The organism is Aestuariivirga sp. (assembly GCF_037139295.1).
In the GTDB taxonomy this organism is placed as follows: Bacteria; Pseudomonadota; Alphaproteobacteria; order Rhizobiales; family Aestuariivirgaceae; genus Aestuariivirga.
On the sequence record NZ_JBAXGR010000003.1, the window covers coordinates 12,870 to 32,417 of the forward strand.

General features: G+C 62.3%; 22 protein-coding genes. 12 read left to right on the top strand and 10 right to left on the bottom strand.

Annotation, left to right across the window (positions count from 1 at the left end; genetic code table 11):
* Positions 1-33: 33 nt before the first annotated feature.
* Positions 34-459 (bottom strand): hypothetical protein, encoded by a 426-nt coding sequence (locus tag WCJ41_RS01575; RefSeq protein ID WP_336904063.1) that lies wholly within the window; start codon positions 457-459, stop codon positions 34-36.
* A gap of 237 nt (positions 460-696) precedes the next feature.
* On the opposite strand from WCJ41_RS01575, the gene WCJ41_RS01580 reads away from it, so the two are divergent.
* Entirely contained in the window at positions 697-927 is a 231-nt protein-coding gene (locus tag WCJ41_RS01580) for a hypothetical protein (RefSeq protein ID WP_336904064.1), read from the top strand.
* Between the two features lie 171 nt (positions 928-1,098).
* Here the strand turns inward: WCJ41_RS01580 and WCJ41_RS01585 are convergent, their stop codons facing one another.
* From WCJ41_RS01585 to WCJ41_RS01600, 4 genes are read right to left on the bottom strand one after another with little or no spacing between them, the layout of a single operon-like run.
* The gene (locus WCJ41_RS01585) at positions 1,099-1,509 is read right to left on the bottom strand and encodes an ion channel (RefSeq protein WP_336904065.1); all 411 of its coding nucleotides are present in this window, start codon (positions 1,507-1,509) and stop codon (positions 1,099-1,101) included.
* Positions 1,506-1,865, bottom strand: a complete 360-nt coding sequence (locus WCJ41_RS01590) for a nuclear transport factor 2 family protein (RefSeq protein ID WP_336904066.1) — start codon at positions 1,863-1,865, stop codon at positions 1,506-1,508. The genes WCJ41_RS01585 and WCJ41_RS01590 overlap by 4 nt, the downstream gene beginning before the upstream one ends.
* Positions 1,862-3,253, bottom strand: a complete 1,392-nt coding sequence (locus tag WCJ41_RS01595; protein ID WP_336904067.1) for a M20/M25/M40 family metallo-hydrolase — start codon at positions 3,251-3,253, stop codon at positions 1,862-1,864. The genes WCJ41_RS01590 and WCJ41_RS01595 overlap by 4 nt, the downstream gene beginning before the upstream one ends.
* Before the next feature lie 5 nt (positions 3,254-3,258).
* A complete protein-coding gene (locus tag WCJ41_RS01600; protein ID WP_336904068.1) occupies positions 3,259-4,656 on the bottom strand; it encodes a M20/M25/M40 family metallo-hydrolase in 1,398 nt (465 codons plus the stop codon).
* A gap of 68 nt (positions 4,657-4,724) precedes the next feature.
* On the opposite strand from WCJ41_RS01600, the gene WCJ41_RS01605 reads away from it, so the two are divergent.
* From WCJ41_RS01605 to WCJ41_RS01615, 3 genes are read left to right on the top strand one after another with little or no spacing between them, the layout of a single operon-like run.
* Entirely contained in the window at positions 4,725-6,269 is a 1,545-nt protein-coding gene (locus tag WCJ41_RS01605) for a DASS family sodium-coupled anion symporter (protein WP_336904069.1), read from the top strand.
* A 9-nt stretch (positions 6,270-6,278) separates the two neighbouring features.
* Positions 6,279-7,286, top strand: a complete 1,008-nt coding sequence (locus WCJ41_RS01610) for a universal stress protein (RefSeq protein WP_336904070.1) — start codon at positions 6,279-6,281, stop codon at positions 7,284-7,286.
* A 23-nt stretch (positions 7,287-7,309) separates the two neighbouring features.
* Positions 7,310-7,945 (top strand): glutathione S-transferase, encoded by a 636-nt coding sequence (locus WCJ41_RS01615; RefSeq protein ID WP_336904071.1) that lies wholly within the window; start codon positions 7,310-7,312, stop codon positions 7,943-7,945.
* Positions 7,946-7,948: 3 nt separating this feature from the next.
* Here the strand turns inward: WCJ41_RS01615 and WCJ41_RS01620 are convergent, their stop codons facing one another.
* From WCJ41_RS01620 to cobT, 4 genes are all read right to left on the bottom strand, one after another.
* Entirely contained in the window at positions 7,949-8,671 is a 723-nt protein-coding gene (locus WCJ41_RS01620) for a hypothetical protein (protein WP_336904072.1), read from the bottom strand.
* A gap of 102 nt (positions 8,672-8,773) precedes the next feature.
* Complete coding sequence (gene apbC / locus WCJ41_RS01625; protein ID WP_336904073.1) at positions 8,774-9,883, bottom strand: iron-sulfur cluster carrier protein ApbC; 1,110 nt, start codon at positions 9,881-9,883, stop codon at positions 8,774-8,776.
* A gap of 52 nt (positions 9,884-9,935) precedes the next feature.
* Positions 9,936-10,544: a uracil-DNA glycosylase family protein gene (locus tag WCJ41_RS01630; RefSeq protein ID WP_336904074.1), complete on the bottom strand. Its 609-nt coding sequence runs from the start codon at positions 10,542-10,544 to the stop codon at positions 9,936-9,938.
* A gap of 8 nt (positions 10,545-10,552) precedes the next feature.
* Positions 10,553-11,578: a nicotinate-nucleotide--dimethylbenzimidazole phosphoribosyltransferase gene (cobT, locus tag WCJ41_RS01635; protein ID WP_336904075.1), complete on the bottom strand. Its 1,026-nt coding sequence runs from the start codon at positions 11,576-11,578 to the stop codon at positions 10,553-10,555.
* 62 nt (positions 11,579-11,640) lie between these two features.
* Here cobT and cobS point away from each other — a divergent pair, with 62 nt between their 5' ends.
* Positions 11,641-12,459, top strand: coding sequence for an adenosylcobinamide-GDP ribazoletransferase (gene cobS, locus WCJ41_RS01640; protein ID WP_336904076.1), 819 nt, complete (start codon positions 11,641-11,643; stop codon positions 12,457-12,459).
* A 48-nt stretch (positions 12,460-12,507) separates the two neighbouring features.
* Positions 12,508-12,747 (top strand): DUF1289 domain-containing protein, encoded by a 240-nt coding sequence (locus tag WCJ41_RS01645; protein WP_336904077.1) that lies wholly within the window; start codon positions 12,508-12,510, stop codon positions 12,745-12,747.
* Here WCJ41_RS01645 and dusA read toward each other — a convergent pair.
* Entirely contained in the window at positions 12,692-13,717 is a 1,026-nt protein-coding gene (dusA, locus tag WCJ41_RS01650; RefSeq protein ID WP_336904078.1) for a tRNA dihydrouridine(20/20a) synthase DusA, read from the bottom strand. The two genes, WCJ41_RS01645 and dusA, sit on opposite strands and share 56 nt — an antisense overlap.
* Before the next feature lie 470 nt (positions 13,718-14,187).
* Between dusA and WCJ41_RS01655 the strand changes: the two genes are divergently transcribed.
* The 6 genes from WCJ41_RS01655 (at position 14,188) to WCJ41_RS01680 (ending at position 19,517) form a co-directional block, all read left to right on the top strand.
* The gene (locus WCJ41_RS01655) at positions 14,188-15,561 is read left to right on the top strand and encodes a pilus assembly protein TadG-related protein (RefSeq protein WP_336904079.1); all 1,374 of its coding nucleotides are present in this window, start codon (positions 14,188-14,190) and stop codon (positions 15,559-15,561) included.
* Between the two features lie 42 nt (positions 15,562-15,603).
* Entirely contained in the window at positions 15,604-15,729 is a 126-nt protein-coding gene (locus WCJ41_RS01660) for a hypothetical protein (protein WP_336904080.1), read from the top strand.
* Positions 15,729-16,187: a TadE/TadG family type IV pilus assembly protein gene (locus tag WCJ41_RS01665; RefSeq protein ID WP_336904081.1), complete on the top strand. Its 459-nt coding sequence runs from the start codon at positions 15,729-15,731 to the stop codon at positions 16,185-16,187. Before WCJ41_RS01660 ends, WCJ41_RS01665 begins: the two co-directional genes overlap by 1 nt.
* 1 nt (position 16,188) lies before the next feature.
* Positions 16,189-16,848, top strand: a complete 660-nt coding sequence (locus WCJ41_RS01670) for a TadE/TadG family type IV pilus assembly protein (protein WP_336904082.1) — start codon at positions 16,189-16,191, stop codon at positions 16,846-16,848.
* Positions 16,849-16,953: 105 nt separating this feature from the next.
* Positions 16,954-17,472 (top strand): hypothetical protein, encoded by a 519-nt coding sequence (locus WCJ41_RS01675; RefSeq protein ID WP_336904083.1) that lies wholly within the window; start codon positions 16,954-16,956, stop codon positions 17,470-17,472.
* Positions 17,473-17,678: 206 nt separating this feature from the next.
* The gene (locus WCJ41_RS01680; protein ID WP_336904084.1) at positions 17,679-19,517 is read left to right on the top strand and encodes a hypothetical protein; all 1,839 of its coding nucleotides are present in this window, start codon (positions 17,679-17,681) and stop codon (positions 19,515-19,517) included.
* The last annotated feature ends 31 nt before the right edge of the window (positions 19,518-19,548 follow it).

Genomic DNA, 19,548 nt, shown 5'->3' on the forward strand with positions numbered 1-19,548 from the left:
CGGGTCGACTCCGAGTGCAAATCAACACAGCATCTATTCTTTGAAACCACGGAAAACGCCACTGCCGTCCAAGGAGCTCGAGAAATCTCTGAAGTCCATGTTGCCGAGCGACAGGTTGTTCTCCACTGACCATGCCTGCGAGGCAATCAGGCGGAATGTGCTTCCGGGTTCGTCTGAAAGATCCAGACAGAGCATGGGGTATCCGGAACCTGTCATCGTGGCCTGGTCTGCGAGAAAGATGAACGGGCTTTTTGACTTTCCCTCAAGCGCCTGTTCAAGCTCGGCTGGACCGACGCCGTCGAAGGACGAATCTTCAACGAACATCAGGTTCGCCGCAAAATCACCAACGGGTGAGGCAGATACCGCTTTCACAGCATTCCACGACTCGTTGTTCGAATAGTCTGTCCTCAGAACGATCGCCTTGTCCGATCCTGACAGTAGCAATGCCGTATTCATCATGTCCGCAAACCCCGCCGAGATGCTTCAGGAGTGTCGTATTATCCATGCGACTCCGCCTGATAGAGCAAAATGCGATGACGCAGAAGGGGATCATGCCCGTTCTGATGGCGCAGCTGACGGCGCATGCGGCTGATCTCCTCCCGCTTGGGAGCGATGACAGTGAAGAAGGCCACGCGCCCGCCGCGCCGGCCACTCAGCTAAGTGGCGCCGATCCAGAGACAGGTCGGGTCAACCTTGATGGGACGGCCGTGGAAAGCTTTCGCCTCGCCCGCCGGAGCGACCCCATGGGCGCGCTTCGCGCGTGGATCCACGAGCGGAGGCTACTCCACGTCAAGGGCCCCCTCCGCCCTGCCCATCTGGGCCGGCGTCATCCCCGTCCGCCAGCAGGTGCTGGCGCCGCAAGATGATCCGCGCCTGCTGCCGGGACTGACGCCGCCAAAGCACATTACCGATTTCAAGTTCGGCTGAGCTGTTCGTCTTCTCCCGCTCCTTTAGCGGAAGAAGAAGGGACCCGTTGCGGAACGTAACGGGGAGATGAGGGGATGCCATTGCTGTCCCGACATCTGCGCCCGTTTTCCCTCACCTACCCCGACTGCGTCGGGGCCCCCTCCTCTCCCGCTTCGCGGGAGAGGAGGCGTGCTACTGCGTCCGTCGCACCAGCTCGACCATGTAGGCCGTCGACCAGCCAAAGCTCAGCAAGCCATTTGCCGCCGTAAGGCCGGAGAGGATGCGCCACTTCTCGTCGAGGATGATGTCGCCGAAGCCGAGTGTGGAGAAGGTGACGAGCGAGAAGTAGAGCGATGGCTCGAAGGCCTGAAACACCCCCGTCAGGTAGAAGGCCGTGGCCCAGACCCAGACATTCACCGTCTGCACACTCATGACGAACAGCACGCAGATGACGATCGTTGCCGTGTTGGCGAAGCGCCTGAAGATACGGCGCAGATGGATGATGATCTTCTCCAGCTGCTGCGCGAAGGCCGTGAACATTTCCGCCTGGATCACCGCATTGATTGCGATGACGAGCGTGCCAAGGGCGAGTTGTCCGATCATGCGTCGGTGACCTCGACGTGGGCGATGAGCCCATCGCCGTTGAAGGTGACCGTCTGCGTGCCGCGCCGCGTGACACGCTGACCGGTGGAACGTGCGGTGGCCTCAAGCTTCCAAACAGATTTTACTGCATCGGGCGCGACTCGCGTGACAACTTCATCGATTGCAGCCTGGTCCGGGTACTCAGCAAAATAAGCGGTGAAGGCAGCGATAATGGCATCGCGCCCCGCGATCCGGCCCTTCACGCCGGGAGAAACGTAAATCGCGTCTGCCGCAAACATCGCCTTCACCGTCTCCTCGTCATAGTCGTTCAGGGCCGCGTGGTAACGCCTGAGCAGCGCCACGGGATCGGTGGTCATCTGCCGAATTCACCCATGATGCGCACCCAGCTGCGGATGCCGCGCCGGTAGCTTTCGAGATCGTATTTCTCATTCGGGCTGTGGATCGCGTCATCGGTGAGCGCGAAGCCCACGAGGATCGAATCCATGCCGAGAATGTCCTTGAAGAAGCGACAGATCGGGATCGAGCCGCCGGAGCCCATCAGCACCGTGTCGCGGCGGAACTCGTCTTTCAGCGCCTCGGCCGACTTGGCGATAAAGGGATTGTCCTCGGGGATTTCGGTCGCAGGGCTGCCGCCGCCGCCCGCGAACTCGACCTTGCAGTCCTTCGGGATCAAGCCCTTCACGAATTTCTGGAAGGCCTTGAGGACCTTGTCCGGGTTCTGCTTGCCGACGAGGCGGAAGGTGAACTTGGCATGCGCCTTGGACGGCAGCACCGTCTTGGTGCCGACACCCGTGTAACCGCCCCAGATGCCGTTCACCTCGGCGGTGGGCCTTGCCCATATCTGCTCCAGCACCGACTTCCCCTTCTCGCCGGCGGCCTGCTTCAACCCCACGTCCTTGAGGAACTTCGCTTCCGAGAACTTCAGCGACTGCCACTGCTTCTTCGTCTGCTTCGGCAGGTCGGCCACGCCGTCATAGAAGCCGGGGATCGTGACCTTTCCATTCTTGTCGTGGAGCGCCGCGATCACCTTGCTCAAGACCCGGATGGGGTTCATCGCCGGGCCGCCATACATGCCGGAGTGGAGATCGATCTTCGGGCCGGTGATGGTGATCTCCTCGCGCACCATGCCGCGGAGCCTCGTGGTGATGGCGGGTGTCTTCGGGTCCCACATGTTGGTGTCGCAGACGAAGGCAGCGTCGCAGGAAAGCTCTTTCGCATTGGCCTTGAGGAAGGGCACCAGCGACGGCGAGCCTGACTCTTCCTCGCCCTCGATCAGGAAGGTGGCGCGGATGGGCAGCGTGCCGGTGGTGCGGATCCAGGCGCGCGCGGCCTCGACGAAGGTCATGAACTGACCCTTGTCGTCCGAGGTGCCGCGGCCATACATGCGCGTCACCGCGCCATCCTTCTTGATGGTGGGCTCGAAGGGCGGCGTCTTCCACAGCTCCAGCGGGTCAGCCGGCTGCACGTCATAGTGGCCGTAGAACAAGAGATGCGGCGTGTCCTTCGTCGCTTCCTTCGGCGTGTAATGCGCCACGACCATGGGGCGGCCCGGGGTTGGCCGCGCTTGCGCCTTGAAGCCCAGCGCCTGCAGGTCATCGACGATGGCATTGGCCGCCTTCTCGCATTCCGCGGCATAGGCCGGGTCGGTCGAGATCGAGGGGATGCGCACCAGCTTGAACAGCCTTTCGAGGCTGTTGTCGAAATCCTTCGTGGCGGCGTCGAGCACGGCGTTGAGTTCGGTCATGTCAGTCACTTTCCTGCAAATTGCGCGAAGATGCGGGCCCAGGCGCGGGTGCCGCGCCGGAAGCTCGCCACATCATATTTCTCGTCGGGTGAATGGGCATTGTCGTCGGGCAGGCCGAAGCCCGTCAGCAGGCTGTCGACCTTCAGGTATTTCTTGAAGCTCTCGACCACGGGGATCGAGTAGCCCGCCCCCATCAGCACCGCCTCGCGGTCGAACTCGGCCTTGAGTGCGGCGCGCGCCGCCTTGATCCAGGGCGTATCCTCCGAGACGGCGATGCCGCTGGAATTGCCGCCGCTGTCATCGAAGCGCACCTTGCAGTCCTTTGGCAGGCGGGCCTTCACGAAAGCCTTGAAACCGGCGCGGATCTTCCTCGGGTCCTGGCCCTCGACGAGGCGGAAGGTGAGCTTGGCGGTGGCCTCCGACGGCAGCACGGTCTTGCTGCCAACACCGCGATAGCCGCCATGGATGCCGTTCACCTCCGCAGTGGGCCTGGCCCACATCTGCTCGAGGGCCGAATAGCCCTGCTCGCCCGCCGGAACCGACAGGCCAACGTCGCCAAGGAATTTCTTCGCGGGAAACTTGAGGCCCGCCCAGGCCTTGCGCAGCTTTGCAGGGATCGGCTTCACGCCGTCATAGAAGCCTGGAATGGCAATGCGCCCGCGCTTGTCATGGATGGCCGCGATGATGCGGCTCACCACCTTGATGGGGTTCTGCACCGGCCCGCCGTAAAGTCCGGAATGCAGGTCGATCCTGGGGCCTGTCACGGTGAACTCGATCCCCATGCAGCCGCGCAGCCTGGTGTCAATGCCGGGCGTTTTCGCATCCCACATGCCGGTGTCGCAAATGAACACTGCATCGACGGGAAATTCACGCGCGTGGGTCTTGAGGAAGGTATCGATGTGGCTGGCATCGCCTTCCTCGTCGCCCTCGATCATCACGGTCAGGCGGAAGGGAAGAGACCCGTGCACCTTCAGCCAGCTGCGGCTGGCTTCCAGAAAGGTCATCAATTGGCCCTTGTCGTCCGCCGCCCCGCGCGCAAAAATTGCATCCTGGCCTCGCTTGCCCTTGCGGATTTGCGGTTCGAAGGGGGGCGACGTCCAAAGCTCCAGCGGATCGGCGGGCTGAACATCGTAATGACCGTAGAACAGGATATGGGGCAGTTTCTTGCCCCCCGGAGGCGCATACTGGCCCAGCACCAGTGGTTGGCCCGTGGTCTTGCGCAGGCCCGCCGTGAAACCCATGCCCTTCAACTGCCCGACCAGCCAATTGGCGGTCGCGAGGCAATCCTTGTGGTGGGCGGGATCGGTGCCGACGCTCGGAAATCGCAGCAGCTCGAACAGGCGATCCAGGCTCTCAGGGAATTGTTGATCTATTTCTGCAAGAACTGTCGTGGGATGTACCAAGATTTCACCAGTGGCCTCTCTTGCGCCGACAATGTCACGGCGGCAGCCCTTGCGGCAAGGGCCGCAGCATGAAGCCGGACGCGTTCTCGCTGGCACGTGACAGCCTGCAGGCGCAGGAGCCTTCAGCAGGCATCCGGCGCTTCCGCCGCCGCGGCTACCAGCGCTTTCTCGCCTTCATGGGTGATATCGATCTTGCCTTCCTGTGGAAGCGCCGCTGGTTCTTCATCACCATGGTGGTCGGTTTCGCGCTGATGGCGCTGCCCACACCCTCCGGCCTCACCCACGAAGGCCAGATCGTGCTGGTCATGTCGCTGATGGCGACCATGCTGTTCATCACCGAGCCCATTCCGCTGCCCACCGTGCCGCTCCTCATCATCGTGGGGCAGGTCGTGCTGCTGCACGTCGACCCCACCAAGGTGGCGCAGAGCCTGATGACGGACTCGGTCCTCTTCATCATGGGCTCGCTGATGCTGGCCGTCGCCATCGTCCGCCAGCGCCTCGACAAGCGCATCGCCTGGTGGATCGTGCGGATGACGGGCACCAACATCTACTGGATCAGCTTCGGCATCACGGCGGTCTGCGGCGTCATCGCCGCCTTCATCGGCGAGCACACGGTGGCGGCCATGATGCTGCCCGTAGGTGTGGCGCTCATCACGCTGACATCGAACGACCCGAAGAAGGTCCACAACCTCGCGGCCGTGCTGCTGTTCTCGATTTCCTATGGCTGCTCCATCGCCGGTGTTGCAACCCCTTCGGGTGGCGCGCGCAATGCCATCATCATCAGCTACTGGAAGGACTTCTTCTACAATCCCTCCGATCCGGCCACCTACCGCTACCTGATGGATTACGTGACCTGGATGACCTACGCCTTCCCGATGTTCATCCTCAGGCTGCCCATCGTCACGGCCATTCTCATCTTCACTTTCAAGCCAGAAGTCACCGACATGTCGCGCGCCATTTCGCGGCTGCGCACGCAGGTGTCCATGCAGGGCCCGATGCGCGCATCGGAATGGCTCACCATCATGATCTTCGCCCTCACCATCGTCGGCTGGGTGACTCTATCGAACTCGCTGGGCCTTGGCGTCATCGCCATCGGCGGCGCCTCGCTGTTCCTCATCCTCGGGCTGGTCCGCTGGGAGGACATCAACTCCGGCGTCAACTGGGGCGTCGTGCTGCTCTATGCGGCGGCGATCTCGCTGGGCGTAGAGATGAAGGCCACGGGCGCTGCCGAATGGGTGGCACAGAGCGTGTTCGAGGGCATGCGCCAGATCGGCGCCACCGGAACCTTCGGCTTCAACGCGGTGATCTCGCTCCTGACCATCGGCGTCTCCAACACCATGACGGCAGGTGCCGCTGTCGCCGTGCTGGCCCCCATCGTGCTCAAGACGGCCGTGACAGCCCACCAGGACCCGATCAGCGCCGGCTTCATCACCGCCATCTCCTCGGCATTCGGCTATCTCACGCCGGCCGCCCAGCCGGCCTTCACCATCATCTATGCCTCGGGCTTCCTGCGGGGCAGCGACTTCTTCAAGGTCGGCATCCGCATGATGGTTCTGTCCTTCATCGTGCTGATGGCGATTTCCGTGCTGTACTGGCCGCTGCTGGCTCCCTAGACTGAGGCCATGCTGTTCAAGCGCTCAACCCTTTCCGACCGGCAGGAAGCAGCGGTTAACAAGACGCTGCAGAACTTGCGTTCGCAGCGCCGCAACCGCTTCCGCTCACTGGCGTGCATCGACGGCACGGAGGAGTCCCTCGTCACCGTCCGCTTCGCCGCGCGCTTCAGCATTCAGGACAATTGCGACCTGATCATTCTCTTCGTCCGGCCCATCGATTCCGGCCTGCAGTCCGGCGGGTTGCAGGTCAGGCTGGCGCGCGAAAACATGCTGGATGCTGGCTTCGAACTGCCGGGCGTCAGGCACCTCAAGCGTGCCCTCGACATCCTCAGGCAAGAAGGCATCGACGTCGAAGGCTGGCCCAAGGAAGCCCAGCGCAGCGAGGCCTGGGGAGATCCGGCGGGCGACAACAAGCTCGAGTTTCGCAGTCCGGAAGGCCGCTCCGTGGTGCTGAAGCTCAAGACCGCGCCCGACGTCGCCAACGGCATCCTCGACCAGTATGAACTCGGTCCCTACAACCTCATCATCATGGGCCAGCCATCGCGCTGGCATGGCGAGCTGGTGACGTTCTTCCGGTCCGGCATCGTGCAGACGGTCACCACCATGGCGCCTGCCTCTGTGCTGGTTGCACGCGACAGCTTCGACAGGAAGGGCTTCTTCATCTGCACCGACGGCTCATCGCGCTCCATGCAGGCAGTGCGTCGTGCCGCCGTTCTGGCAGAGGTGACGGGCGAGCCGATCACGCTGTTCTCGGTTGCGGATGCCGAGGCAGGAAAACCTGCCGCAGAAGAGGCCGTGGCCAATGCCAAGGCACTGCTCAAGGCGATGAAGATCCAGGTCGCGGAAACCCGCGTTGCGGTCGGCAAGCCCGTGGAGGAGATCGTGGAAGTTGGCTCGCTCTACAAGGTGATCGTGGTCACCGACGAGGGACGCTCACGGCTCGAAAGGCTGTTGCGCGGATCGACGGCAACCGAGGTGGTGCGCAAGGCGCGCACGAGCGTGCTGGACGTCAGGTGACGGCAATTCGACAGGAGTGGGGCATGGCGGACTACAGGCTCTGGTGCATGGGGGAATCAGGCAACGCCTACAAGGTGGCGCTCATGCTGGAGCTCTGCCATCTCCCGTGGCAGCCGGTGTGGGTCGATTTCTTCCATGGCGAGACACGCACGGCCGACTATCGCGCAACGCTCAACGAGATGGGCGAGGTGCCGGTGCTGGAACATGCGGGCAAGCGCCTCAGCCAATCGGGCGTGATCCTTGACTATCTCGCCGAGGTCACTGGCAAGTTCGGCGCGACGAACGCGGATGAGCAGCGCGAGATCTGGCGCTGGATCCTCTTCGACAACCACAAGTTCACGGCGAACCTCGCCACGCTGCGCTATCTCATCCAGTTCGCCAAGACGGGTGAAACCCCGGTCACCGAGTTTCTGCGGGCGCGCAGCATCAATGCAATGAAGGTCGTGAACCACCAACTGGCGGACAAGCCGTTCATCACCGGCGACCGCATGACCATCGCCGACCTGTCGATGCTGGGCTATCTCTATTACGGCGACGAACTCACGGTGCCGCTCGCCGACTTCGCCCACATTGGGTCGTGGATGGACAGGGTCAAGGCGCTACCGGGCTGGAAGCACCCTTACAACATCATGCCGAGAGCCCCAGAGGGCGGCGGCTGAGCCTCAGCTCCGCACGCGATCCATGGCGTCGAGATATTCGTCGAGGTGCTCGAGGTTCTCGAAGCGCATCCAGCCTTCCGCCGTTTCGGCTTCAACCGTACCGTCGGACAGGATGCGAGCCGGATGGCGGCGGATGATCCGCTCCTCCACCACATAAAGCTGGCCTTCATCCATCACCTCTTCCTCGGTGATGGTCTCTTCCTCGGCCGTGGCATCATCCTCGGAAGCGACCTCTTTCTCCACAACCGATTCCTCGGACGCGACAAACGTCTCCTCGACTTCGGCAGCAGTCGCGGCAGGTGCCTCGCTGGTGCGGGCATCGAAGGCCTGCTCGATCTTCTGGCGGGCCTGCTCGAGGGCCTGGATGGTGTCGCGAGTCGGGCGGGAGACCTCTTTCTCCATGATCACGGCGGTAGCGGCGGCAACGGCGGCCTCCGGTGCCGTGGCGGCGGGCTTGGCGCCGCGCGGGTCATATTCGGGAATGGCGGCCTTGGCCGGGATCATGGGTTCGGGCATGAGCGAGCGCGCATGCGCCCCGGCGTGCCCGTTGGCCTGGCCATCGATCACGCTTCCAAGGCCGAGGGACAGCACGCCACCCACCAGCAGGATGGCGGCGGTCTGGAGATCGACACCGGCCGGAGGTGCCGCAGATACGAGGGCCACGATGCCGAGGGCCACGCCCGCCGCGATCAGCAGGATGCCGCAGATCCACATCAGCTTTGCCATCATAACCTCCCCGGACTGAATCGATTCGCCCGCAGTGAAACCTTCAGCATAAACAGCGCAGACACGGTTAATTTTTCATCAACCGGCGAACCGGCGCAACGATTACCCGTCAATCACGATCCGGGGTGCGGGTCGGGCCAGTTGCCCGCCTTCGAGGCTTGCCCAGACCTGGCGGGCCACATCCCGGTAGAGGGCAGTGTGCAGGGAATCAGGTTGGGTTGCCACCACCGGTTCGCCGGAATCGGAGCGCAGCCGCACTTCCTTGTCGAGCGGGATCTCGCCGAGGAAGGGAACACCGATGCGGGACGCCTCCTCCCGCGCGCCGCCGTGGCCGAAGATCTCGTGCCGCTCGCCGCACTTGGTGCAGGTGAAGTAGCTCATGTTCTCGACGATGCCGATGACCGGCACATTCACCTTGGCGAACATGTTGAGGCCCTTGCGCGCATCGATCAGCGCCAGGTCCTGCGGAGTGGACACGATCACGGCGCCGGCCAGCGGCGTCTGCTGTGCGAGCGTCAGCTGCACGTCGCCGGTGCCGGGCGGCATGTCGATGACCATCACGTCGGCCTCGCCCCACTCTGTGTCGCGCAGCAGCTGGGTGAGTGCCGACATCACCATGGGGCCGCGCCAGATCATCGCCGTGTCCTCAGGCACGAGGAAGCCGATCGACATGACCTCGACGCCATAGCGTGACATCGGCTTCATCTTCTTGCCGGCGGCAGTGGACGGTTCAGGCTTGCCGGTGAGGCCGAAGAGCTTCGGGATGGAGGGCCCGTAAACGTCCGCATCGAGCACCGCCACCTTCAGGCCCAGCGACTTCAGGGCGAGCGCCAGGTTGACGGCGGTCGTGGACTTGCCGACGCCGCCCTTGCCGGAAGCGACCGCGATCAGGTGCTTTACGCCGGGAATGCCGGTTCCACGCTGCCCCTGGGGCTGCTGCGATTGGCCCGGCTGCTGCGGGGCACGTTCGGCGGTCAGCGCCACCATCGCCTTGTCGACGCCGGCAATGCCGAGCACCGCCTTTTCGACGGCACCGCGCAAGGCTTCCATCGTTTTCACATGCTGTGGGCTGGTGGTGAGCGCGAACATCACCGTGCCACCCTGGATGGCGATGTCGGAGACGAGCCCGGCGGACACCACATTGCCCCGCCCGTCGGGCGCGGCGATGCGCTTCAACACCGAGAGAACGTCGTCCTGCGTGACAGTGGCCATGTGCTTCAGAATCCTTCGTGGTTTAGACATCTAGAACGGGGCTGACGGCGCTTCAAGCACGCGGGGCAAGAAGCCGCGCAACGCGGGCTTGCAGTTCGGGCAGCAGGTCGGCCGCAAACCACGGGTTCCGCTTCAGCCAGCCGCTGTTGCGCCAGGAAGGATGCGGCAGCGGGATCACCGCGGGCGTGAGGGCAAGCCCCACCCGCCAGTTCCGCACCGCCGCATCAACCGAGCCCGGCCAGGCCCGCCCCATGTGCCAGCGCATGGCATAAGACCCGAGGCAGACCACCAGTTCGATTTTCGGCATCGCCGCCAGCAGTTTCGCCCGCCAGGCCGGGGCGCATTCGGGGCGCGGCGGCAAGTCGCTGCCCTTGGCATCGAGCCCGGGGAAGCAGAAGCCCATGGGCAGGATCGCCACCTCGCGCGGGTCGTAGAAGATAGCCTCGGTCACCCCCAGCCACTCCCTCAGTCGTACGCCCGAAGGATCGGTGAAGGGCCTCCCCGAGGCATGAACGCGCAGGCCAGGGGCCTGGCCCGCGATCAGGATGCGCGCCTTCGGCCCCGGCTGCAGCACCGGGCGCGGTTCATGCGGCAGGGGCTTTGCGGCACCAATGCAGATGCGGCATGCGTGGACCTGGGCCAGAAGCGCGTCGAGCCCCATCGCCCCTCCTACTCTTCCTTGTTGCTGACACCCGCCGAGGCGAAGGTGGCCATGCCGGTGTGCAAGTTTGCAGCAGTCTTCACGATGCCCGCCGCCATGGCAGCGCCTGAGCCTTCACCGAGCCGCATGCCGAGTTCGAGAATGGGCTTGAGCCCCAGCTTCTCCAGCAGCCTGCGATGCGCGGGTTCAGCCGAGAGATGGCCCGCCACGCAATGTTCCAGCGCATCCGGCCGCATTGCGAAGAGCACCGCAGCGGCGGCGGTTGCCACATAGCCGTCGAGGATCACCGGGATGCGCTGCAGGCGGGCTGCCAACACGGCCCCAGCCATGGCCGCGAGTTCACGTCCGCCGAGGCGGCGCAGCACTTCGAGCGGGTCGCCCAGATGCGCCTTGTGCAGCGCCACCGCGCGCCTGACGGCATCTGCCTTGCGCTTCAGGCCTTCAGAGTCGACTCCGGTGCCCGGCCCCACCCAGTCCTCCGGCGCGCCGCCGAACAGGCCGTGGCAGATGGCCGCGGCAATCGTCGTGTTGCCGATCCCCATCTCGCCCACGCACAGGATGTCGCAGCCTTCGGTTGCCTCCATGCCATAGGCCATGGTGGCGGCGCATTCCGCCTCGTCCAGGGCGGCATCCTGGGTGATGTCGCGGGTGGGCTTCTCGAGGGCGAGCTCGAACACCTTGAGGCCCAGGTCGAAGCTCTTGCAGATCTGGTTCACGGCGGCGCCGTCATTCTGGAAATTGGCGACCATCTGCATGGTCACTTCCTGCGGATAGGCGGCAACGCCCTGTGCAACAACACCATGGTTTCCGGCAAAGACAGCAACGACAACACGCTCGGTTTTCGGCGGATGCTGGGCCTGCCAGGCGCAGAGCCATTCCGTCAGGTTTTCAAGGCGGCCAAGTGCGCCCGGCGGCTTCGTCAGCTGGCCTTCACGGGCGCGGCAATCCGCCACGGCGTCAAGATCGGGGCCCGGAATGTCCTTCACAAGGTTGCGGATATCGTCGAAGGGCAAACCTGTGGCAGCATTTGTCATTTGTAAAAAAGGCTCCTATTTCTATAGGCATAACACTACAGGATTCGGGACTGCCACACATCATGAGCGACGCGTTCGAGCCCCGCAGCGTACATCGGGGGCGGTTCCGGCCATTTGCGTCATTCCTCACGGCGCTGCGCTTCCTCACCCGCATGCCGGTGCCGTTTGTGAGAACGCTTGATCCGCCGCCCCTGAAGGATGCGATGTGGATGTTCCCGGTCGTGGGCGCCGTGGTGGGAACGGTGACGGGCGTGGCCCTTGTCTTCGCCCACTTCGCCCGCTTGCCGGAATTGTTCTGCGGCCTCTTCGCGCTGGCCATCGCTGCCATGCTGACCGGTGCCTTCCACGAGGATGGTCTGGCCGATGTCGCGGATGGCTTCGGCGGTGGCAACACGCGCGAGGAACGCCTTGAAATCATGAAGGATAGCCGCATCGGCGCCTTCGGGACGCTGACCCTCGTCATCACCGTTCTGGCCCGCGCCTCGCTGCTGGCCGCATTGCTGGTGCTGAAGCCACTGGCCGTCCTTGTGCTGGTGGCGGGGGCTGCGGCCTTCTCCCGGTCGCTGATGGTGGACCTGCTGTGGGCCACGAGGCCGGCGCGACCCAATGGGCTGTCGGTCATGGCGGGGCAACCTTCGCGCAACACGACGCTGCTGGCGCTGGCGCTTGGCGGCCTGATCGCGGGGGTTGGTGGCAGCGTGGTGCTGACGCCCGAGGCCGGGGTGCTGGCCCTGGTGGCCGGCGGACTGACGCTGGCGATGGTGCGGGCACTGGCGATCCGCAAGATCGGCGGGCAGACCGGTGACGTTTGCGGAGCCGGCCAGATTCTGGCGGAAACGGCCATGCTGGCGGTTTATGCCGCCGCCGTGGCATTCCGATAAACTGCCGTTTTTGAACTACCTTTCGGCACGGGCAGCATTACATTCGGCATGATGAACGCACCCCACCAAGCCGCCATCGAGACGCCCTGCGTCAAGATCTGCGTCGTCGATCCGGAGACCGGTTTCTGCATCGGCTGCGGGCGGACGCGCATGGAAATCGGCGGCTGGCTGGGCATGTCGCCGGACGAGCGGCGCAGCGTGATGGCGGAACTTCCCGAGCGCGTTGAAGGACTTACGCGGCGAAAGACGCGCCGGGGCGGACGGGCGGGACGTCTGCAGGCGGGCTGACCCGCGAGGCCACTTCTTTCGCAGCCTTTTCAAGCACTTCAAGCCCCGCACCGGGCTTCGGCGCCTCTTCCGACAACACGCGCCGCCACAAGCGGCCGCCGGGAAGCCCATGGAACAGGCCGAGCATGTGGCGGGTGATGTTCTGCAGCCAGACCCCCTGCGCAAGCTGTTGAGACACATAGGGTTTCATGCGCTCGACAACCTCCAGCGGATCGCTGATCTCACGCGCCTCGCCGAAGATGCGGGAGTCGACCTCGGACAACAGCCACGGCGTGTTGTAGGCCGCGCGCCCCAGCATGACGCCGTCGACGTGTTTCAGATGCTCCACTGCATCGTCGATGGTTGCGATTCCACCGTTGATAATGATGTTGTTGCCGATGTGCTTTTTCTTGATGCGGTTGACACGTTCGTAGTTGAGCGGCGGCACCTCGCGGTTCTCCTTGGGCGAGAGCCCCTTCAGCCACGCCTTGCGGGCATGGACGATGAAGGTGGTGACGCCCGAGCCCATCACCGTCTCCACGAAATTCGTGAAATCGTCTTCCTCGTCCTGGTCGTCAATGCCGATGCGGCACTTGATGGTAACCGGCACCTGAACCGCCGCGCGCATCGCGCCCAAACAATCGCGCACCAGCTCCGGCTCGGCCATCAGGCAGGCGCCGAAGCGGCCCGTCTGCACCCGGTCCGACGGGCAGCCGACATTGAGGTTGATCTCGCTGTAGCCGAAGTCCTCGCCCCACTTCGAGGCCTCGGCGAGAAGTTTCGGGTCGCTGCCACCGAGCTGCAGGGCGACGGGCTGCTCCAGCGAGTTGAAACCGAGAAGCCGCTGCCGGTCGCCGTGGCGGATGGCGAGCGCGGTGACCATTTCGGTATAGAGCAGCGCATGGCGTGTCATCTGACGGTGGAACACCCGGCAATGCCGGTCCGTCCAGTCCATCATCGGCGCCACCGAAAAACGGGAACTGCGCCCCACGTTATGCTTGCCCTGCTCTTCCAAATTCCTGACCGCGTTACCGGACGACCAAATCGCTGCCGTCGCCTCATGCTGGCGACCAAATTGCAAACTTGGGGCCAAAAAGCAAATTGGGGAGGCGGCCGTGCCAAATGCGAGTGTTCCGGCGCCCCTCAACCATAGCATGCATGACGCAGGGCGAATGGAGCCTGGAATGCGGTCATGTGACGGCCAGAGCACCGGAAAGGCGCTGTGGCAACGATATTGAACAGAAGCAGGCAGCGCCACATGACGATAAACAAATCCACTGAATGTCTTGTCAGTCACTTGCAAAGGTTTTTTAACTAACTAAGCGCTGATGTCCCAAGGCAATAATATGCCAGAACAGCCTGTAATTCATAAATTTTCGGACTGATATACTGTTTTCCCGTGCGACTCCGCTAGACGTGTTATACTTACTTATTTACACGGTCTTCCGGAGTAACGGACAAATGCCGCGCAGTAAGTTACGTGCACGCAAGTTGCTTACGGAAATGCATGAGGATACGGGCGGCGCGATCCTGATCTGGGTGGCTCTGGTGCTGACGGTGCTGATCGGACTCATTGGGCTTGCAATCGATGGCGGCCGCCTGTTCAACCTCAACAGCAATCTTCAGGAAGTGGCAGACGCCGCAGCGCTGGCAGGGGCCGCGGAACTGGATGGCTCCTCCGACGCCATCACGCGGGCCACCGATGCCGCCGTGAACTACCTCAACAACAACCCGAAATGGTCGGACGTGGCCAAGGCTGGCGCGCGGATCGTCAGCACGGGCACGTACAAGCCGCTGTTCTACAAGACGCTGAACGGCGCGCCGACCACCAATCCGGCAGAGGCTGTCTACATCAAGGTCCGCACCGTGAACCGCGAGGTGTCCATCACCTTCGCCCGGCCCATGTTCCCGCAGAGAAGCACCGGCAAGACCTTTGCCGAGGCCACGGCCAAGTCATCCTTCTCGTCCTGCGCCAACTTGCAGTCCTTCATGTGCAATCCGTGGGAATCCGAACAGACCAACAAGGGTGCGGCGACGAACTGGATGAGCAAGATCATTCCGGGCCAGATGCTGAAACTGGTGGGTGGCACCAACGGTGCGCCGGGCAACTGGGGCCTCATCGAACCTCCCGCGGCGAACGGCAATCCCCATAACCAGGCGGGTTTCTGGGCAAGGATGGCGCCCAGCACCTGCGAAGCGATGGACTTTTCGCAGCTGGGGCATCCGGTTGATACCGGCAACAACGGCCCCTTCGCGGCGCCGGGAATGAATGTGCGCTTCGACAATCCGCAGAACCAGCTGACCAACACGGCGGCGCCCATCGTGATCGACGGCCTCGAGCACACCTCGAACGCCAATGCCGCAAGTTGCGCCAATACGGTTGACATGCGGAACAGGGGTGCGATCCCGTTCAAGCAGACCAACGAAGACGGAGGCGTTGCCTATGGCCAGCTCTGCGTCGTCACCACGCCAGCCTCAAAGCGCATCAGCTGCCCGCTGCCGCGCGACCGTACGATGGCCAATCTCGGCGGCAATTCATGGTCAACTTCAATGATCGGCACTGGGGTGAACGCCGCAGACCTGCTCGCCTACTGGAAGAACCATCACACGGGCACGACGATCCCCAATTTCTACGATTCCAACCTTGGGCAATATGTTCCCACGACGACGCGCTGGCAGGTTTATCAGATGGAAAACAACCCGACCACCTACCCTTCCGCCGCCTTTACCTCTGACTCGATCGAAAGCTCCAGGCCGTTCTGCCGGGACAGCAAGCCGGCCGGCGACATCAAGCGGCGATTGATCAATGTGGCGATCGTCGACTGTGACTACTGAAACATCAGGGGCAGCTCGCACAACCTGCCGGTCACGACGCTGATGGCCGAGTTTTTCATGACGGAGCCCGCCAATTCGAACGGCGAAATCTACGGCGAACTGGTGAAGACCTACCAGGTGAACAGCGCGGGCAGCAACCTCTATCACCTCGTGGAGCTGGTGCGCTGATGCGGCTTAGGGACTTGCTGCGCCGCCTCGACCGTTGCACATCGGGGATATCGATCCTTGAAACCGCCATCGTGCTTCCGGTCATCCTGGTCGTCATCGGCGGCATCTTTGATTTTGGACGGGCCTATGCAACGCTTTCGGCCGCGCAGAAGTCGCTGTGGAGCGCAACGCGCTACCTGTCGCACGTGCCCTATGAGCAGGTCTGCAGCAGCTGGGCGCTGGCAGATGCGAAGAACATCGCGCTCTACGGCAACACGGCTGGCACTGGACCCTTGCTGGTCACTGGCTGGACCGCCGGCGACATCACGCTCAATGCGCCCACCAACTGCAACAACCCCGTCGTCGCCATCCGCATGAGTGCCAATGTGCCCTACCTGTCGTTCATGTGGGGCGTGGTGGGGCTGCCTGAACGCATAACAATGACTGCAGAACATGAAGAACGCTGGATCGGCCAATAGCATGAGAAACGACGAGCGCGGCGCAACCTTCGTGGAGTTTGCGGTCGCTTTCCCCGTCATCATGCTGTTCATCCTCGGTGGCGTGGACATCGGCCTGATGATGGTCAACTGGACGAGCTACAACCGCGCAACCTTTGCCGGAGCACGCTTCGCATCGATTTCAAACCCGGTGGCGACGGGCATCAATGCGACGATCAGCGGTACGTCAGGCACGATCCTTCCCGGGCAATCCTGCCTCAACAGCACCACGGGCGCGTCGTCAGGCAGCTGCACAATCAAGCAGGCGTCCACATGCATTGCCACGAGTGGGGTGACGGGAGGGGCGGGCAGCTGCACCAACGGCTACACCTTCGACAAGGCGGCATTGGATGCCATCGTCGCCAGGATGCGCGAACGCCTCATCGAAGGCCCACTGGACCGGCGCCAGGTTTCCGTCACCTACACGCCGACCAATTTCGGACATGTTTCACGCGTCGGCGGTGCGCCCATGAACGTGACGGTTTCGTTGCGCTGCCTGCGGCAGCATTTCTTCTTCCTTGATGGGCTGATGGGCTGGGCCTTCCCGCCGCCGACCGACTGCGTCGGCATATCGGTTGCGGAAGGCGTCAGGCTTCCCACCTTCTCGACGACACTGTCGAGCGAAGACCTGACCACAAACTAAGCAGAACAGCCGCAACTGGACGGCGCCGGCCGGGCATGCTCCAAGTCACTGCCGGTGTGGATCGACATGATCCCACGGACGCGAAACATGAGACGGAATGGCCCAGTGATCGAAATCAAGCTCAACACGCCGGAGCAGTTGCTGAACTCCTTCGATCCATCTCCCTTTCACACGCGCGACCTCGACGACAAGGCTGCCGACTACATCATCGAAAGCGCCGAGGAGGCGGGATCCGGGCAACAGCTGCTGCTCGTGATCGAGCTTCCGGGCGACCAGGCAATGCGTGAGCTTTCGAAGGACCTGCCCGTGGCCCTGCGCAACTCATTCCGCTTCCGCGCCAGCCAGTCTCGCCTGCGGCTGAGGGAGATGTTCCGGATCGGCCGATGGTCGCTTGCCATCGGACTGTCGGTTCTCGGGCTCTGCACGCTCATCATCCACCTTCTTGAACTCTCGGTGACGCAATCGACCTTCGCCCAGACGTTCGAGCAGGGCCTGTTCATCGTCGGCTGGGTGGCACTGTGGCGGCCGCTGGAGATCTTTCTCTACGACTGGTGGCCGCTCATGCGGCGGATCCATCTGCTGGAGCGCCTTTCGGACGCGACCGTCGAGATCAGGTCAAACTGACGGCGACTCGAAGGGCAGGTTGACGACCCACATCGGCGAGCAGGCAGATTGAGGGGAGCCGAAGTGGATTTCTGCAATTAAAACGTGAATTATCTTCCTGATTAGATACATAAACCAAATTAACAATTATTGATTGATATTTGACTGCAGAGGGACAATGAATTGAGAGCCGACGCCAGTGCCGGCAATGTAGCGAGAGGTCCACCATGAAGAGACTGAACTTACGTGCTCTGTCCGCTCTGCTTGCCTGCGTGTGGTGCGGGCTTACCGTTCCAGCCACCTCGGCAAAGGCCGATCCGGCATTCGTGATCAGGAACAATTCCGGCCTGACAACCAGCAAAGCCAAATTCTACTATCTGGGCTTCGGGCAGATCGGCAATGACTTCATGGTGCTCATGCCGGATGGCACCTGGTCGACGGCCGGGTCGGCCAATACCGGATGGAGTGCGACCGGGTGGAACCCGAGCGCCAACTCCGGAGCCGGAGCCTTCACCGGGGCGGGCGTGGTTCCCTGTTATGCCCTGAACGGCGGTGAGACGATTACCATTCCGCCCAACATTGCTGGCTCTCGAATCTACTTCTTCCAGGTGAACAGCAATTCGCCGTTCTTCGGTACGACCTGCGGCAGTTCACCCGCTGCCACCGCCAGCGTGAACGGCATCTTCGGTAACAACCTCTCGACTTCCGGAGGCCAGGCGCCATTTAGCTATTTCCAGACAACCGGCGGCGGCGCTTTGACGGGCGCAAGCCTTGCCATGTTGAGCCAAAAATCACTGCCGCTTTGGTCATACAGCGAGATCGGGTCGTCCCCTACCGCAGGAACCATAGACACTTCGCAGGTCGATTTCATTGGCTTTCCGATGAACGTGACCGCGAACATGATCTCTTCACCCGGGCAATCACATCCAGTCTGGAACGAGGGCGTGGGCTTCTCATTCAGTTCTCGGAGCCAAGTTAACATGGGGGCGGTGCGACAAACTTACAGGAGTTTTGTCAACCGGTTGCCCGTCGTGACGGGTACCGGGACCAACAAGATCTATCAACGCCGGAACTATACCAAGCTCTTGAAAACTGTGGGCTCCAGTCAGGTTCTCGTGAACCCCGGCAACTATCTTTCGTTCTTTGACAATGCTGCGTTCTCTAACTTCTTCCTAAACACTATAAACAACTACATGTGGAAGCCAGGCTGGACTGGCTCGATCGATGACGGAGGGGCATTCGGCAGCCTGCTGCAGACCGTGTTTGACGGGACGGCCGTTCAGCTGCCCTCCTACCCCGGCTACACGGGGACTACTCCCCTTTATGCAATCAAGTTCACCGGGAATGGAGCTTCTGCCTATGTGCTGAGCCCGGTTTCCTACCAAATACTATGCCAAGCGGGCGCCATTCCAGGCTGCAGCACAATGTCGCCCGCCTATCAGATATTTGCCACCGATGGCGCGCTGAACACGCCGATTGACAACAATCAGTTCCAGCTTCTCTCCCCAACCGAGCAGCAGGCTTGGAACGATAACTTCGACGGCGTAGGAAACTATAATGCCGTCGTGGGACGGTTGGGCTTCATCATTTCGATGGCATACAACCACGGTGTTGCCGGCGGCTTACAGACAAGCGGCGGTCTCTGCTACAATAAGGTGTTGAGCGCCTGTTGGAGCGACCAGACACTATGGTATCCGAATTATCAAATAGCAGCACGGAATCCCAATTCCAAATTGGGAGCTACCTTAAGTCAGCTCTATTTCAATGGCGATACGACACAGAACCAATTCGCTCGCTGGCTGCACACAGCCAAAATCGGCAATGTCCCGATGATGACAAGGCCTGTATTGCCGACTACCTCGCAAAGCGGATTGATGGGCATGGGCTATGGCTTTGCCGCCGATGAAAATCCAACACCGCCAAACGCCACTTACTCTCAGACGCCATCAAAATACGACAGCAACGTATCCATGGCCACGACGAGCGGGTGCAACTACATTACGATCATGCCATGGACGAGGGGCACGGCGAACTTGACGCCGGTCACAAACCCGAGCTGCCAGTGAGCTTGCCTCGGGCCCTGCACGACGCAGGGCC